The following is a 14,751-nucleotide window of genomic DNA, read 5'->3' on the forward strand; positions in this document are numbered from 1 at the left end:
AGACGGACATGCCCGTCACCAACGCTTACACGGAGTCCATCAACCGACTGGCCAAGGACAAGAACCGTGAAGGGCGCGGTTACTCCTTCGAGGTGATGCGGGCACGAATGCTCTACACCACGAAGCACAAGAAGAAGGCACCGACTGCGAAGGTCTCTCCTTTCTACAAGAAAACCATCGGTTACGGACTGCCGGACTTCGCAGAGGAACTCAACTACGGAGTCGATCTATCAACCATCTGAGGGTGGTATCAGATTGATGGAGTGAAGGTGCCCCATCAACCATTAAATCCGTATACCCAAAAATTTGAGCCTTTCCTGCATTTCTGGTGATACCTTCACAGAGCAATTCCTTGTGCCCGGGCAATTTGGTGAATTACGGCTCGCTCAAGATTTGGGGCATCCAATAGAATGTCAATCTTTCGGTCGCCTAGCTGTTTGATGATTTTGGCCTGAAGTCTGGCTACATCCCAGGCAGGGTGGTCTGCTACTTCGTCGATAGTGACCAGCAGGTCGATGTCGCCCCCTCTGGCTGTGTCATCGGCGCGCGACCCAAACAGGGCCACTCTGGCGCCCGGGCCAAAAATCTCCCTGACAGAGGCTTTGATAACAAGTACCTCTTCAGCCGTTAACCTCACAGTGACGCCCCCCTTGTTAACTCCGCCATTATCCAACCATGGAGACAAGCATAGACTTTCCCGATCAGACTGACCATCGTCGTAGTGTTCCCCATAGAATCCGAAACCTAAGCGGTCAGTATGGAGCAATGCCGGTGCGGGGTGGGTGAAGCTTTTTTCTGCCGGAAAAAGATGTCTGAGCGAAGCAAGTTGTTTTTCCAAAGAAAAAAGCTTCACCCACCCCGCGACCCGCCCCCAAAACCAGCAGGCTAGGAAAGCACAACTCAGTCCTCGCGAGCCTCCAGGTACCGCTGCAACTGCTCCCGCAAAGCCTTGGGCAGGCGGGTAATGGTCAGGGCGTCTTTGTCACGGTCGTAGTAGACCGCCTGGTTCACCAGGTCAGATGAGAACGACACGCTCATGCCCCCACCAGAGCCGGCAATGCGCACCAGCTTTTTGACCTTGCGGTGGTCCGGGTGCAGCACGCCGGTTTCGGGCATTTCTGAGTTCTTGCTGGCAAATTCCTTGAAGCGCTCAGGCTGGCTTTCGTCCAGATAATTGGACAGCGCCTCGATGGCCACCGGCTCGCCGAGGGCGTGCTGGTCTTTGCAGAATTCGTAGGCCTTGGCGCGGACTTCCCCGGCCTTTTCCGGTTCGCTGGACTTGGCGAAGGCTTCCACTGCGTCCAGGAAAGTCATGGTTTCCTTTTCCACATCCACGCTGTTGGTGAACGCGCACAGGCGCAGGAACAATTCGCCGGGGTCGCCGGTGCCGCGGGCGTGGACGACGGTCATGTAGTTGTCGCTGGTGTTTTCATTACGCCATTCGTCCAGCTCAATTCGCACGGCGAGGTTCAGGCGCGACAGGCTCAGCACGTCCGTGGCATCCAGTTTCTGGCTGCCGTCAAAACGCATGGCGCCGTCGGTTTCGAGGATGAACAGGTAAACCACTTCGGAATCGGCCAGGGCGTCGTGAACCACCATCAGGTGGCCATCAAACTCTTCCTGGCTGCCGTTGAGCAGTTCCTGCCACTGGCCGAACAGGCGGTCGGTCATGGCGGTGAAGGTTTGTTTGTCTTCCAGATAGTCTTTAAGCCAGGCGCTGAAGGGGCATTCGCCGATGTCGTCCGAGAAGCGGCCGTATTTCTTGCCGGGTTTGCTGTTGAACAGGCGCTTCATCTGCTTGTGCAGGGCTTCGTAATCGCCACCGGGCTCCTGCAGGGCCTCGCCGGCAACAAGGCGGGCGGGCTGGCCCGGCTGGTACTGGCTGGCGAAGGCAGTGCGCAGGTGTTTGATGGCCATGTTATTCAGCTCCTGTGGTTAATCTTGGTGGGCGGGGATTTTGCCATGTATCGGCGTGGGATTCATTGTAGCTTTCGAGTTGTGGGGGCGGGTCGCGGGGTGGTGGTTTATTTTTCTTTGGAAAAACAACTCGCTTCGCTCAGACATCTTTTTCCGGCAGAAAAATAAACCACCACCCCACGACCGGCAGACCATTTGAGTGAAGTCGGCTTTTTCTGGAACTGCTGAGGATAAGGGGGTGTTTGCTGTCAGTAGTGATATCGGAGCTGGGCGATGAGTAGGGCGTCTTCGGTGACTTTGTAGACCATGCGGTCTTCTTCGTTAATCCGGCGTGACCAGTAACCGGCGAGGTTGTGCTTTAGTGGCTCCGGCTTGCCGATGCCTTCGAAGGGCTCTCGCATGGTCGCCTTGATAAGTTTGTTGATGCGACTAACGACCTTTTTGTCAGTGCTCTGCCAGTACAAATAGTCTTCCCAGGCGTGCTCGGAGAAGATGAGTTTCATTCAAGAAGATCCTTTTCCTGGCCGCCGCCTTGTTCCAGTTCAGCGACGGATTCCAGCAATCGGCGGGCGTTTTTGGGTGCCCGTAGCAGATAGGCGGTTTCCTGCAGTGCTTCGTAATCCTCCAGCGAAATCATCACCACAGACTGGGCCTTGCTCCGGGTAATAATCACCGGTGAGTGGTCTTCACAAACCTGCTCCATGGTTTTCGCCAGATTACTTCTTGCAACGGTATAGCTTATAGCGTCCATAAAATATGCCCTGTACAGAATGCTGTACTGTACAGGATACTGTGCAGGCCAAAAAGTGGCAACCACCAACAAACAGTTGGATTACAGAACCCCCTAAAAATCTCTGCCGGCGTCGGGGTGGGGGATGGTTTTCTGCCGGAAAAAGATGTCTGAGCGAAGCGAGTTGTTTTTCCAAAGAAAACCATCCCCCACCCCGGCAGCCCGCCCGCCAAGGATGGGGAATCAAGAGCTTAAACCCGCTGACTCCGAGCCAGGTCCTGCAAGAGCCCCGCAACCGCAGCTGGAATATCGGTCTCCGAATCAGCAGAAACGCTGGCATTGGCAATGTCAGTGCCCAGGTTTACCGCCACAGCCACCAGGCCATGGGAGGTCAGCAGCTGGGCCACGCGCCGGCGTTCGTCGGCGTCGCCGGTGTTTTCTTCGGATACCACCACCGCCGTCTTGCCCTGGTCAAACAAAGCGCGCTCCACGGCCAGGGCCAGTTGTGGGGCCTGTTTGCCGGTGCAGGCGATGATGGCCGGTTTCTGGGCCAGGCGGCGTTCGCGTTCTTTCGGGGTAACCGGATCAAGCGATTCCAGCCCATCGGCCAGGCCCGCGATCATGCCGGCGCCGACAGTTACGTTGGTTAGGCGGTCGATGACGATGAAGCTGCCGGTGGCGTGGTTGCGCTGGTAGGCGTCGAACGCGATGGGCTGGTTCAGGGTCAGTTCGCACAGGCCGATTTCGTTGAGCTGAAGCTGGCTTGGGTTCGGGTTCTGTTCCAGGGTGTTTACATCGGTCTGGTGGTGAATCTTTTTCACCGTGCCGGAGGTAAACGTGGGCCCGAGCTTGATGTCGTACAGGCGGCCGGTTTCCAGCGGCGCATCGGTCATCCAGACAATGTTGGCGTTAAAGCGGTTGTGAACTTCCGGCTCATCGTCCGCTTTCACCAGCATGTCGCCACGGCTGATGTCGATTTCGTCTTCCAGGGTCAGGGTCACGGCCTGGTCGATGTAGGCTTCGCTCAGGTTGCCGTCGAAGGTGACGATTTCCTTCACTTTGCTGGTGCGCCGTGAGGGCAGGGCCATCACGGTTTCGCCCGGGCGGATCACGCCGGAGGCGACGGTACCGCAGAAACCCCGGAAATTGAGGTTGGGGCGGGTGACGTACTGCACCGGGAAGCGGAAGTGTTCCAGGTTTTTGTCCCGGGAGACCTCCACGGTTTCGAGGATTTCCATCAAAGGCTGGCCGGTGAACCAGGGCGTGTTCTCACTCTTGTTCACCACGTTGTCGCCGTCCAGGGCGGAAATCGGCACAAAGCGGACATCCTTCAGGCCGAGTTTGGTGGCAAAGGCCAGGTATTCGTCGCGGATTTCATTGAAGCGCTGTTCGCTGAAGTCCACCAGGTCCATCTTGTTCACCGCCACCACAATGTGGCGAATGCCCAGAAGCGAGGCGATGAACGAGTGCCGGCGGGTCTGGGTCATTACGCCGTGGCGGGCGTCGATCATCAGGATCGCCAGTTGCGCGGTGGAGGCGCCGGTGGCCATGTTGCGGGTGTACTGCTCGTGGCCCGGGGTGTCGGCAATGATGAACTTGCGCTTGTCGGTGCTGAAGTAGCGGTAGGCCACGTCAATGGTGATGCCCTGTTCACGCTCGGCCTGCAGGCCGTCGACCAGCAGGGCCAGGTCCAGTTTTTCACCGGTGGTGCCCATCTTGGCACTGTCCGTTTTCAGGCTGGCCATGTGATCTTCGTAGATCATTTTGGTGTCGTGCAGCAGGCGGCCAATCAGGGTGCTTTTGCCGTCATCCACGCTGCCGCAGGTGAGCAGGCGCAGCAGCTCTTTGTTTTCGTGTTGTTTCAGGTACGCCAGAATATCGTCGGCGATCAGTTCAGACTGGTGTGACATCTCAGAAGTACCCTTCCCGCTTTTTCTGTTCCATGGAGCCGGCGGAATCGTGGTCGATTACCCGGCCTTGCCGTTCGGAGCTGGTGGCCAGCAGCATTTCCTGGATAATTTCCGGCAGCGTGTTGGCCCCGGATTCAATGGCGCCGGTCAGGGGGTAGCAGCCCAGGGTCCGGAACCGCACCGATTTCATCACCGGATTTTCGCCTTCTTTCAGTGGCATGCGGTCGTCGTCCACCATAATCAGGGTGCCGTCGCGCTCCACCACCGGGCGCTCGGCGGCGAAATACAGGGGCACTATGTCGATGTTTTCCAGGTAGATGTATTGCCAGATATCCAGCTCGGTCCAGTTCGACAGCGGGAACACGCGAATGCTTTCGCCCTTGTTGACCTTGCCGTTGTAGATATTCCAAAGCTCCGGGCGCTGGTTTTTTGGATCCCAGCGGTGGTGTTCATCCCGGAACGAATACACCCGCTCCTTGGCCCGGGATTTCTCTTCATCCCGGCGCGCGCCACCGAAGGCGGCATCAAACTTGTACTTGTTCAGAGCCTGTTTCAGGGCCTGGGTTTTCATCATGTCGGTGTGCTTGGCGCTGCCGTGGGTGAACGGCCCTATGCCTTGCTTCACGCCTTCTTCGTTGGTGTGCACGATCAGATCCAGCCCGTAACGGCTCACCTGCTTGTCACGGAATTCGATCATCTCCCGGAATTTCCAGGTGGTGTCTACGTGCATCAGGGGAAAGGGGGGCTTGCCCGGGTAGAAGGCTTTGAGGGCCAGGTGCAGCATCACGGCGGAATCCTTGCCGATGGAATACAGCATTACCGGGTTGTCGAACTCGGCCGCCACTTCCCGGATGATGTGGATGCTTTCCGCTTCCAGCTGCTTGAGATGGGTGAGGTTGTATGTGGTCATGGTTTTCCGTTGCCGCAAAGGCCAGTAAGGGCTTTAACTCAGAAAACCGACTATATCAGAGGGCAATATGGAATAAGAAGATGGGCAACAAGAACTTCTTGTTCTAAAAATATAGCGACTCGCGGGCAGTCCGGCGGGTATGCCGGTCAGCTTCCTGCCAGCAGCTTGGCCACGTAACGGTCTACATAATCAAAGCCGTTGCCTTCAAATTCGCAGAAACGGATGCCCAGATGAAACTCGTCCCTGGCAACGCGGCGCATGTGTACGATATTGCCTTCGGCTACCACGGCAACCGGTTGGGTGGGTAATACCGGCACGCTGAAACGGGTGGTTACTTCCAGCGACTGGCCGGGAGCCGGCGGGATAAGGCCGGGTAGCAGTGTCCGGGCAGTGTCCTGTGAGCAGGATATCATCACACCGGAGCGGGAAAGGTTGGCAATTTTGCAGTCAAGACGGCTGCCGTCCGCTCGTTCAATCAATATGTCGGCAGACACATCCACCCGTTGCTGGTTGCGCAGGTTGTGCCTTGCAGCGATGGGCTTGACCCGAACCCTTCTGGCGAATGCAGTTTCCAGATGTGTTGCCTTTCCCATAGATGGCTTCCGAACAGGTGTTTGATTGCTGAGAGAGTGTAGTTGTTCAAATTATGACCAGCAAGGGTATTGAAGCATATTATTGCAAATTTATGAATTAAATCTGAACCATGGTTCACAGAATGGTCTGCGGTGATCCGTATTATCCACCCACGACCGGTAGCAGGATAGTGCTGCAGTTGCAATTCTGCTGAGGTAAAATCGCCGCCTACATTCATCAGGGGCATTGCCCCGGGATTCCTGCAGAACCGTTATGACCGAGAAAACAGAAAACACCGCCAAGGGCGGAAAAGTCGGCTTTATCAGCCTGGGTTGCCCGAAGGCACTGGTTGATTCCGAGCGCATTCTTACCCAGCTGCGCCTGGACGGGTACGACGTGGTGCCCACCTACAACGACGCCGACATCGTGGTGGTAAACACCTGCGGCTTTATCGACGCCGCCAAGCAGGAATCCCTGGACGCCATCGGCGAGGCCATCAGCGAGAACGGCAAGGTCATCGTAACCGGCTGCATGGGCGTGGAAGCAGACAAAATCCGCGAAACCCACCCGGGCGTACTGGCGGTTTCCGGCCCCCAGGCCTATGAAGAAGTGGTGGGCGCAGTGCACCAGTTTGTGCCCCCGAATAAAGACCATGACCCCTTTGTGGACCTGGTGCCGCCCCAGGGCATAAAGCTGACCCCGCGCCACTATGCCTACCTGAAGATTTCCGAAGGCTGCAACCACAGCTGCACCTTCTGCATCATCCCGGACATGCGCGGCAAACTCGTCAGCCGTCCCATTGGTGATGTCATGGACGAAGCCAAGCGCCTGGTGGATGCCGGCGTGAAGGAACTGCTGGTGATCTCCCAGGACACCTCCGCCTACGGCGTGGATATCAAATACCGCACCGGATTCTGGCAGGGCCGGCCCCTGAAAACCAAGATGCAGTCCCTGTGTGAAGCGCTGGGTGATATGGGTGTCTGGGTGCGCCTGCACTATGTGTATCCGTACCCCCACGTGGATGACATCATCCCGCTGATGGCCGAAGGCAAGATCCTGCCGTACCTGGATATCCCGTTCCAGCACGCCAGCCCGAAAGTGCTCAAAGCCATGAAACGCCCCGCCCACGACAGCAAAACCCTGGAGCGCATCAAGAAGTGGCGGGAGATCTGCCCGGAACTGACCATTCGTTCCACCTTCATTGTCGGCTTCCCCGGTGAAACCGAAGAAGACTTCCAGTACCTGCTCGACTGGCTGGACGAAGCCCAGCTCGACCGCGTGGGTGCCTTCACCTACAGCCCGGTAGAAGGCGCAAAAGCCAATGAGCTGGAAGGTGCCGTGCCGGAAGAAGTGAAGCAAGAACGCCTGGCCCGTTTTATGGCCAAACAGGCAGAAATCTCAGCCGCGCGCCTGCAGGCAAAGATCGGCAAGACCATTGATGTGCTGATTGACGAAGTAGACGAAGAAGGCGCCATCGGCCGCTCCAAGGCCGACGCCCCGGAAATCGACGGCATGGTCTACCTCAATGGCGAGACCAACCTGCAGCCAGGCCAGATTGTCCGGGCCGTAGTGGAGCACGCCGACGAGCACGACCTCTGGGCCGTACTGGCCTGATCGGAATAAGGGGCGGGGTCTTGGCGTGTGAGGCCAAGGTCTGAAAGGGTGGGGTGGGGATGCCTTCCCGCAGGAAAAAAAGATGTCTGAGCGAAGCGAGTTCTTTTTTCCCGGAGGGAAGGTATCCCCACCCCGCCCAAACACCACACAAAGACGTCAGGCCTCAGCAACCCGAGCAATCGTCTCCGCATAATAGTCATCGAAATTCTTGAACTCGATGCTATCCCGCCCGCAGCAACGAATGTTGCCGGACTTGATATCGTACACCCAGCCGTGAATCTCGATCTTTCCGGTAGCCAGCTTGGCCGCCACCACAGGGTGCGTGCGCAGGTGCTGAACCTGCTGCAGCACATTTTCCTCAATGGCCTCGTTCAGGAATTTCGGGTCCAGCGCAGTATCGCCGTCAATACCGTGGCGCTCCCGCACAATCTCCATGGCCGAGCGGCAATGCCCCAGCCACTCTTTTACGTGGGGCAGGCCCTTAAGGGCCGGGATATCCAGTGCACCTTTGATGGCACCGCAGTCGGTGTGGCCGCAGACGATGATGTGTCGCACGCCGAGCACCGCCACAGCATATTCGATGGAAGCGGTCATGCCTCCGGTCTCGTTGCTGTGGGGCGGGATCACGTTGCCGGCATTACGGCAGATGAACAGGTCACCGGGGTTGGAGCCGGTGACCATGTTCGGGTCGATGCGTGAATCGGAACAGGTGAAGAACAGAACATCCGGGCTCTGACTGTCGGCCAGGGCGCCAAACAGGTCTTTGTGCTCCGGGTAAACGTTCTTGCGAAAATCCAGTACGCCGCGAACAATGTGGTCCATAGTGTTTCCTCCTGCCGGTCAGGCAATCTCGATTAATACTTCGCCCGGAGTAACCCGGTCGCCCTTGGTGACGTAAACCGCCTGCACGGTGCCGTCCACGCTGGTGTGAATTTCGGTTTCCATTTTCATGGCTTCGGTGATCATCACCGCCTGGCCAGCGGCGACAGTATCGCCTTCCTTGACCAGTACATCCACCACATTGCCGGGCATGGTGGTGGTGATATGGCCCGGATCCGTGGCCTGCTTGCGGCCGCTGCCGCCGGCTGCTGCCTCGTATTCATTCAGCGACTCGAACACCACTTCCTGGGGCATGCCGTCCAGCGACAGGTACAGCTTGCGCTTGCCGGGGCCGGATGCGCCCACGCCGGTAACGGCGACTTCGTAGGTTTCCCCGTGCACGTCAATGCGGAATTCGGTGGCCACAGAAGTGCCCATTCGGTCACGGCCCTTGTGCTCGGCCGGCAGCAGTTCTTCCGGCTTGAGGGTGCCGTCTTTGCGCTGCTGCAGGAACTCCCGGCCGAGGTCCGGGAACATGGCGTATGTGAGCACATCCTCCTCGCAGGTGGCCAGACTACCAATGTCTTCTCGCAATTTGTTCAGCTCCGGGCTCAGCAGGTCTGCCGGCCGGCCTTCGTTTACGCTTTCATTGCCGATGGCTTTCTTCTGGATATCCGCATTCACCTCAGCCGGCGGATGGCCGTAGCCGCCTTGCAGGTAGCGCTTTACCTCGTTGGTGATGGTCTTGTAACGCTGCCCGGCCAGAACGTTGTATACCGCCTGGGTGCCTACAATCTGGGACGTGGGGGTTACCAGAGGAGGGTAGCCCAGATCCGCCCGCACCCGGGGAATCTCGCTGAACACGTCCCGGATTTTGTCCAGGGCGTTCTGTTCCTTCAACTGGTTGGCCAGGTTGGACATCATGCCGCCCGGCACCTGGTTGATCTGTACCGACACATCTTCCCGGGTAAATTCGCTCTCGAACTGATGGTACTTCTTGCGAACTTCCCGGAAGTAATCGGCAATCTCGCTCAGCAGTTCCAGGTCCAGCCCGGTGTCGTAGTCGGTGCCTTTCAGGGCGGCCACCTGGGATTCTGTCGCCGGGTGGCTGGTGCCGTTGGCAAAGGAAGAGATGGCGGTATCAATCCGGTCAGCACCGGCTTCGATGGCTTTCAACTGGCACATGGCGGCGAGGCCTGCGGTGGCATGGCTGTGAATCACCAGCGGCAGGTCGACGGCGGATTTGATGGCTTTCACCAGCTCAAAGGTGGCATAGGGGGTGAGCAGGCCGGCCATATCCTTGATGGCGATGGAATCTGCACCCATGGCTTTAAGTTCCAGGGCCTGCTGAACAAACAGCTCAGGAGTGTGCACCGGGCTGGTGGTGTAGCAAATGGTGCCCTGGGCATGCTTGCCGACTTTTTTCACCGCTTTCATGGCGGTTTCCAGGTTGCGCAGATCGTTCAGGGCGTCGAACACCCGGAATACATCAATACCGTTGTCGGCGGCTTTCTGCACAAAGGCTTCCACCACGTCATCGGCGTAATGCCGGTAACCCAGCAGGTTCTGGCCCCGCAGAAGCATCTGCAGGCGGGTGTTGGGCAGGGCCTGGCGTAGCTGGCGCAGGCGCTCCCACGGGTCTTCCTTCAGAAAACGCACGCAGGCATCAAAAGTGGCGCCGCCCCAGACTTCCAGCGACCAGTAACCCACCTGGTCCAGCTTGTCGCAGATCGGTAGCATGTCTTCGGTGCGCATGCGGGTAGCAATCAGGGACTGGTGCGCGTCACGAAGGATAACGTCGGTCACTTCAATCTTCTTTGCTTTACTCATGTTAAATCCTCCTGCGGATTACCAGCCGGCGTGGGCTGCGATCGTGGCGGCAATGGCCAGGGCAATTTCACTGGGATGACGTTTGGCGGAATAGTTCAGCAACTCCGGGTGGCTCGGCACAAAGCTGGTATCGAACACCCCGGCCCGGAAATCCGGATGGTCCAGGATCTGCTGGTAATAGTTGGCGGTGGTGGTAATGCCGTGCAGGCGCATGTCATCCAGCGCCCGCTTGCCCCGGGCAATCACCTCGTCCCAGGTCAGGGCCCAGACCACCAGCTTCAGGCACATGGAGTCGTAGTAGGGCGGAATTTCATAGCCGGTATAGATGGCCGTATCCACCCGCACGCCGGGGCCGCCCGGTGCGTAATAATGGGTAATGCGGCCGAAGCTGGGCAGAAAGTCGTTCTTCGGGTCTTCCGCATTGATCCGGAACTGCAGGGCATAGCCCCGGTAGGAAATGTCCTCCTGCCGGTAGCTCAAAGGTTCGCCGGCGGCGATCCGCAGCTGCTCGCGGACAATGTCCACCCCGGTGATGGCTTCGGTAATGGTGTGCTCCACCTGCACCCGGGTGTTCATCTCCATAAAGTAGACTTCGTTGCCGGTAAGCAGAAACTCCACCGTACCGGCGTTCTCGTAACCCACCGCTTTCGCCGCCTTTACCGCCAGGCCGCCGATGTACTGGCGCTGTTCCGGGGTAAGCTGAGGGCTGGGGGCAATCTCGATCAGCTTCTGGTTACGGCGCTGAATGGAGCAGTCCCGCTCGAACAGGTGAATCGCATTGCCGTGGCTGTCAGCCAGCACCTGCACCTCGATATGGCGCGGGTTCACAATGCATTTTTCCATGAACACCTCGGCCGAACCGAAAGCCTTGGTGGCCTCGGAAATTACCCGCGGGTACTGGGTTTTCAGCTCTTCGGGAGAATCACACCGGCGAATGCCCCGGCCACCACCACCGGAGGTGGCTTTTAGCATCACTGGGTAGCCGATCTCGTTGGCCAGCTTCAGCGCGTGATCCAGGTCCGCCAGGTTGCCCTCGGAACCCGGGGTGATGGGCACACCGGCCGCCCGCATACTGTCCCGGGCCTGGGTTTTGTCGCCCATCTTGTGGATAACGTCCGACCTGGGGCCGATAAAGGTAACTCCGTGCTGCTCGCACAGCTGGGCAAAGCGGGCATTCTCCGACAGAAAGCCGTAGCCGGGATGGATGGCGTCGCAGCCGGTCTCCAGCGCCAGGTTCACAATCCGCGCCGGGTCCAGGTAGCCGGCCAGCGGGTCTTCTCCCAGTGAATAGGCTTCGTCGGCGCGCTTCACGTGCAGGCCGTAGCGATCCGGCTCGGTATAAATCGCCACCGAGCGGATGCCCATCTCGGCGCAGGCGCGGACAATACGCACCGCAATCTCGCCACGGTTGGCGATCAGAACTTTTTTAAGCGTGGGCTTCAACATGGGCGATTCCTCGTCTCGTCGTCCCGAATGAAGGTGGGAAAAGAGTAACGGGGATGACGGATCACGAAAAATTGATATTATTTCGCTTATGTATAACTAATATCTTATGAATAGACTGATTCGGGAACGCCCATGCCCCTGAGTATCCAGAAACTCGCCAACCGCCTGACCTTCCGGCAGCTGCAAGTGTTCAAAGCGGTCTACGACCTGAAAAGCTACAGCAAAGCCGGCGACCTGCTGGGCCTGACCCAGCCCGCCGTCAGCAGCCAGGTACGCCACCTGGAGCAGGCCCTGGGCATGCCCATGTTCGAATACGTGGGTCGAAAACTGTATTGCACCGCGGCAGGCGAAGAAATGGCCGCCTGCGTGCGCTCCGTGTTCCAGGAACTGGCCGACATGCAGAACCGCCTGGCGGCGTTGGAGGGCAGGGTAGCGGGAGATCTGAAACTGGTGGCCGTCAGCACCGCGCAATACGTGGTGCCCTACCTGCTGCGCTCATTCCTGCAACTGAACCCTCAGGTCAACGTCTCGGTGGCCGTGGTCAACCGTGCCACCGCACTGCAGCGCCTGAACGACAACAGCGACGACCTGGTGATCATGGGCATGGTGCCGCCGGACCGTCCGCTGACCTCGCTGCCGTTTCTCGACAACGAACTCATACCCATCGTCCCGGCCGGCCATCCGCTGCTGGAGCAGGAGGTTGTAGCACCTCAGGACTTCCTCAACAGCCAGCTGCTAACCCGGGAAACCGGCTCCGGCAGCCGCCTGGCGCTGGAGGTCTATTGCCAGCAACACCGCCTGAAGATGGAGCCAACCATGGAACTAGGTTCCAACGATGCAGTGAAGCACGCAGTCCTGGCCGGACTGGGTGTGGCGGTGGTGCCAAAGCTCAGCGTGCTTTCAGAGCTGGCCCTGGGTTCCCTGCAGGCCCTCAACATCACCGGCTTCCCCCTGCGCCGCAGTTGGTGCGTGGTCTACCCCCTGGCCCGGCACCCGACGCCGGCCATGCAGGCGTTCATCGATTACATCCAGCAAAACATCGCCCAATTCGAGCGGCTGTTTCGCCGTTTGGGATCTTAGTTTCGGCCCTAGCCTGTCGACTTCGGTGGTGGGCCTTGGCGGGAGGTGCCTCCCAAAAACCGCTCCTTACGGCACATCCCTGTGGCGCTTCTGCTCCGCCATCCATGGCTCCGCAAATTTTTGGGAGGCACCTCCCGCCAAGGCCTTCAGGCACGCGGAGTAATAGGCTCAAGAAAATCGAAAAATAGAAGGGCGGGCTGTTTGGAAGAATGTGATGGAGAGGTTCGGCCGAAAAAGTAAGTATCCTGGGCGCAGTTTTTTTACAGCCTATGCCCCGATAGTTTGAACGGGTGGGTTTGGGGCCCCTTCCCAAAAATCTCGGAGGCCATGGATGGCCGGAGCGAAGCGCCACAGGGATGTGCCGCAAGGAGCGTTTTTTGGGAAGGGGCCCCAAACCCGACCCTCCTCATATCTAACAGGCTAGGGCCGGAGTCAGCCCCTCGGCACCTAGCCAGAACCATCAACCGCCAAGCTTGCGAACGAGAATCTCATTAAACAGCTTGGGATTACCCTGGCCCTTGGAAGCCTTCATCAGAGGGCCCATGAAGCCGCCAAGCATCTTCTTGCGCTTCTTCGGGTCGTCCTCGTTCTGGTATTGAGCCACCTGATCCGGTATGCCGGCCAGCACCTCATCAACCATGGACTCCAGGGCGCCGGTGTCGGACACCTGCTTCAGGCCCTTGGCTTCGATGATGGCGTCGACATCGTCGTTCTCGCCCGTCCACAGAGCTTCGAACACCTTCTTTGCGCCGGCAGAGGACAATGTGTTATCGGCGATGCGGGTCACCATGGCACCGAGCTGTGCGCCGGTGATCGGGGCTTCGGCTACGGACTTTTCTTCCGCGTTCAGGCGGGCGGAGAACTCGCCCTGAATCCAGTTGGAGGCCAGTTTGGCGTCTTTGCCGTGTTCCGCGGTTTCTTCGAAGAACGCGGCCAGTTTGGCATCGGCAGACAGGATGCCAGCGTCATAATCGTTCAGGCCGTACTGCTCCTTGAAGCGGGCCTTGCGGGCATCCGGCAGTTCCGGCAGGCGAGATCGGGCGTCTTCGATGAAGGCGTCGTCGATTTCCACCGGCAGCAGGTCCGGGCAGGGGAAGTAGCGGTAGTCGTTAGCTTCTTCCTTGGTGCGCATGGAGCGGGACTCGTCCCGGTCGCCGTTGTACAGGCGGGTTTCCTGGGTGATGCTGCCGCCGTCTTCCAGGATGTCCATCTGCCGCTCTACTTCGTGGGCAATGGCCTGTTCCATGAACCGGAAGGAGTTCAGGTTCTTGGTTTCGGTGCGGGTGCCCAGGGTGTCGGAGCCTTTAGGTTTCAGGGAAATGTTGACGTCAAAGCGCATGGAGCCCTGGGACATATCACCATCGCAGATGCCCAGGGAGGTGACGATGCTGTGCAGCTTCTTGGCGAAGGCTACGGCTTCCTCGGCATTGGTCATGTCCGGCTCGGTGACCACCTCGATCAGCGGTGTGCCGGCGCGGTTCAGGTCGATGCCGGACATGCCATGATAGTCCTCGTGCAGAGACTTACCGGCGTCTTCTTCCAGGTGGGCGTGGTGAATACGCACGCGCTTGGTACTGCCGTCAGCCAGGTCGATGTCCACGTAGCCCGGGCCGACAATGGGCTGGGCCAGCTGGGTGGTCTGGTAGCCCTTGGGCAGGTCCGGGTAGAAGTAGTTCTTGCGCTCGAACACCGAGCGGCGGCCGATTTCCGCGTTGGTGGCCAGGCCGAACATCACCGCGTAGCGGAATGCCTGCTCGTTGGGCACCGGCAGGGTACCGGGCATGGCCAGGTCAACGGCGTTGGCCTGGGTGTTGGGCTCGGCACCGAAAGCGGTGCTGGAGCCGGAGAAAATCTTGGTCTGGGTGGCGAGCTGAACGTGAATTTCCAGCCCGATCACGATATCCCACTGCATGTGTTCGTCT

General features: G+C 58.7%; 14 protein-coding genes. 3 read left to right on the forward strand and 11 right to left on the reverse strand.

Translation table 11 applies throughout. The features are described from left to right. Window positions 1–242, forward strand: a 242-nt coding sequence (locus H3Z84_RS08505) for a transposase (RefSeq protein WP_140443226.1), incomplete at its 5' end; no start/stop codon positions are given. A 95-nt stretch (window positions 243–337) separates the two neighbouring features. Here H3Z84_RS08505 and H3Z84_RS08510 read toward each other — a convergent pair. From H3Z84_RS08510 to H3Z84_RS08540, 7 genes are all read right to left on the reverse strand, one after another. Then, window positions 338–853, reverse strand: a complete 516-nt coding sequence (locus H3Z84_RS08510; protein WP_323126964.1) for a nucleotidyltransferase domain-containing protein — start codon at window positions 851–853, stop codon at window positions 338–340. A gap of 47 nt (window positions 854–900) precedes the next feature. Next, entirely contained in the window at window positions 901–1,917 is a 1,017-nt protein-coding gene (locus H3Z84_RS08515; RefSeq protein WP_199457153.1) for a nucleoid-associated protein, read from the reverse strand. Window positions 1,918–2,165: 248 nt separating this feature from the next. Next, complete coding sequence (locus H3Z84_RS08520) at window positions 2,166–2,420, reverse strand: Txe/YoeB family addiction module toxin (protein WP_022989703.1); 255 nt, start codon at window positions 2,418–2,420, stop codon at window positions 2,166–2,168. Then, entirely contained in the window at window positions 2,417–2,668 is a 252-nt protein-coding gene (locus tag H3Z84_RS08525; protein ID WP_022989702.1) for a type II toxin-antitoxin system Phd/YefM family antitoxin, read from the reverse strand. Before H3Z84_RS08525 ends, H3Z84_RS08520 begins: the two co-directional genes overlap by 4 nt. 230 nt (window positions 2,669–2,898) lie before the next feature. Continuing rightward, a complete protein-coding gene (gene cysN / locus H3Z84_RS08530; protein WP_199457154.1) occupies window positions 2,899–4,557 on the reverse strand; it encodes a sulfate adenylyltransferase subunit CysN in 1,659 nt (552 codons plus the stop codon). 1 nt (window position 4,558) lies between these two features. Beyond that, a complete protein-coding gene (gene cysD / locus H3Z84_RS08535) occupies window positions 4,559–5,467 on the reverse strand; it encodes a sulfate adenylyltransferase subunit CysD (RefSeq protein ID WP_199457155.1) in 909 nt (302 codons plus the stop codon). Between the two features lie 146 nt (window positions 5,468–5,613). Further along, complete coding sequence (locus tag H3Z84_RS08540; protein WP_199457156.1) at window positions 5,614–6,060, reverse strand: PilZ domain-containing protein; 447 nt, start codon at window positions 6,058–6,060, stop codon at window positions 5,614–5,616. Window positions 6,061–6,313: 253 nt separating this feature from the next. Between H3Z84_RS08540 and rimO the strand changes: the two genes are divergently transcribed. Next, complete coding sequence (gene rimO / locus H3Z84_RS08545; RefSeq protein ID WP_199457157.1) at window positions 6,314–7,654, forward strand: 30S ribosomal protein S12 methylthiotransferase RimO; 1,341 nt, start codon at window positions 6,314–6,316, stop codon at window positions 7,652–7,654. A gap of 156 nt (window positions 7,655–7,810) precedes the next feature. Here the strand turns inward: rimO and H3Z84_RS08550 are convergent, their stop codons facing one another. The 3 genes from H3Z84_RS08550 to H3Z84_RS08560 are packed head-to-tail and all read right to left on the reverse strand — an operon-like array spanning window position 7,811 to window position 11,749. Beyond that, the gene (locus H3Z84_RS08550; RefSeq protein ID WP_199457158.1) at window positions 7,811–8,476 is read right to left on the reverse strand and encodes a carbonic anhydrase; all 666 of its coding nucleotides are present in this window, start codon (window positions 8,474–8,476) and stop codon (window positions 7,811–7,813) included. A gap of 18 nt (window positions 8,477–8,494) precedes the next feature. Next, a complete protein-coding gene (gene oadA / locus H3Z84_RS08555; protein WP_199457159.1) occupies window positions 8,495–10,303 on the reverse strand; it encodes a sodium-extruding oxaloacetate decarboxylase subunit alpha in 1,809 nt (602 codons plus the stop codon). Between the two features lie 18 nt (window positions 10,304–10,321). Then, window positions 10,322–11,749, reverse strand: a complete 1,428-nt coding sequence (locus tag H3Z84_RS08560) for an acetyl-CoA carboxylase biotin carboxylase subunit (RefSeq protein WP_058341314.1) — start codon at window positions 11,747–11,749, stop codon at window positions 10,322–10,324. Between the two features lie 132 nt (window positions 11,750–11,881). Between H3Z84_RS08560 and H3Z84_RS08565 the strand changes: the two genes are divergently transcribed. Then, a complete protein-coding gene (locus tag H3Z84_RS08565) occupies window positions 11,882–12,829 on the forward strand; it encodes a LysR family transcriptional regulator (RefSeq protein ID WP_199457160.1) in 948 nt (315 codons plus the stop codon). Between the two features lie 460 nt (window positions 12,830–13,289). On the opposite strand, the gene gatB is transcribed toward H3Z84_RS08565, so the two are convergent. Beyond that, entirely contained in the window at window positions 13,290–14,741 is a 1,452-nt protein-coding gene (gatB, locus tag H3Z84_RS08570) for an Asp-tRNA(Asn)/Glu-tRNA(Gln) amidotransferase subunit GatB (protein WP_199457161.1), read from the reverse strand. Window positions 14,742–14,751 lie beyond the last annotated feature (10 nt).

The organism is Marinobacter sp. bablab_jr003, assembly GCF_016464245.1.
In the GTDB taxonomy this organism is placed as follows: Bacteria; Pseudomonadota; Gammaproteobacteria; order Pseudomonadales; family Oleiphilaceae; genus Marinobacter; species Marinobacter vinifirmus.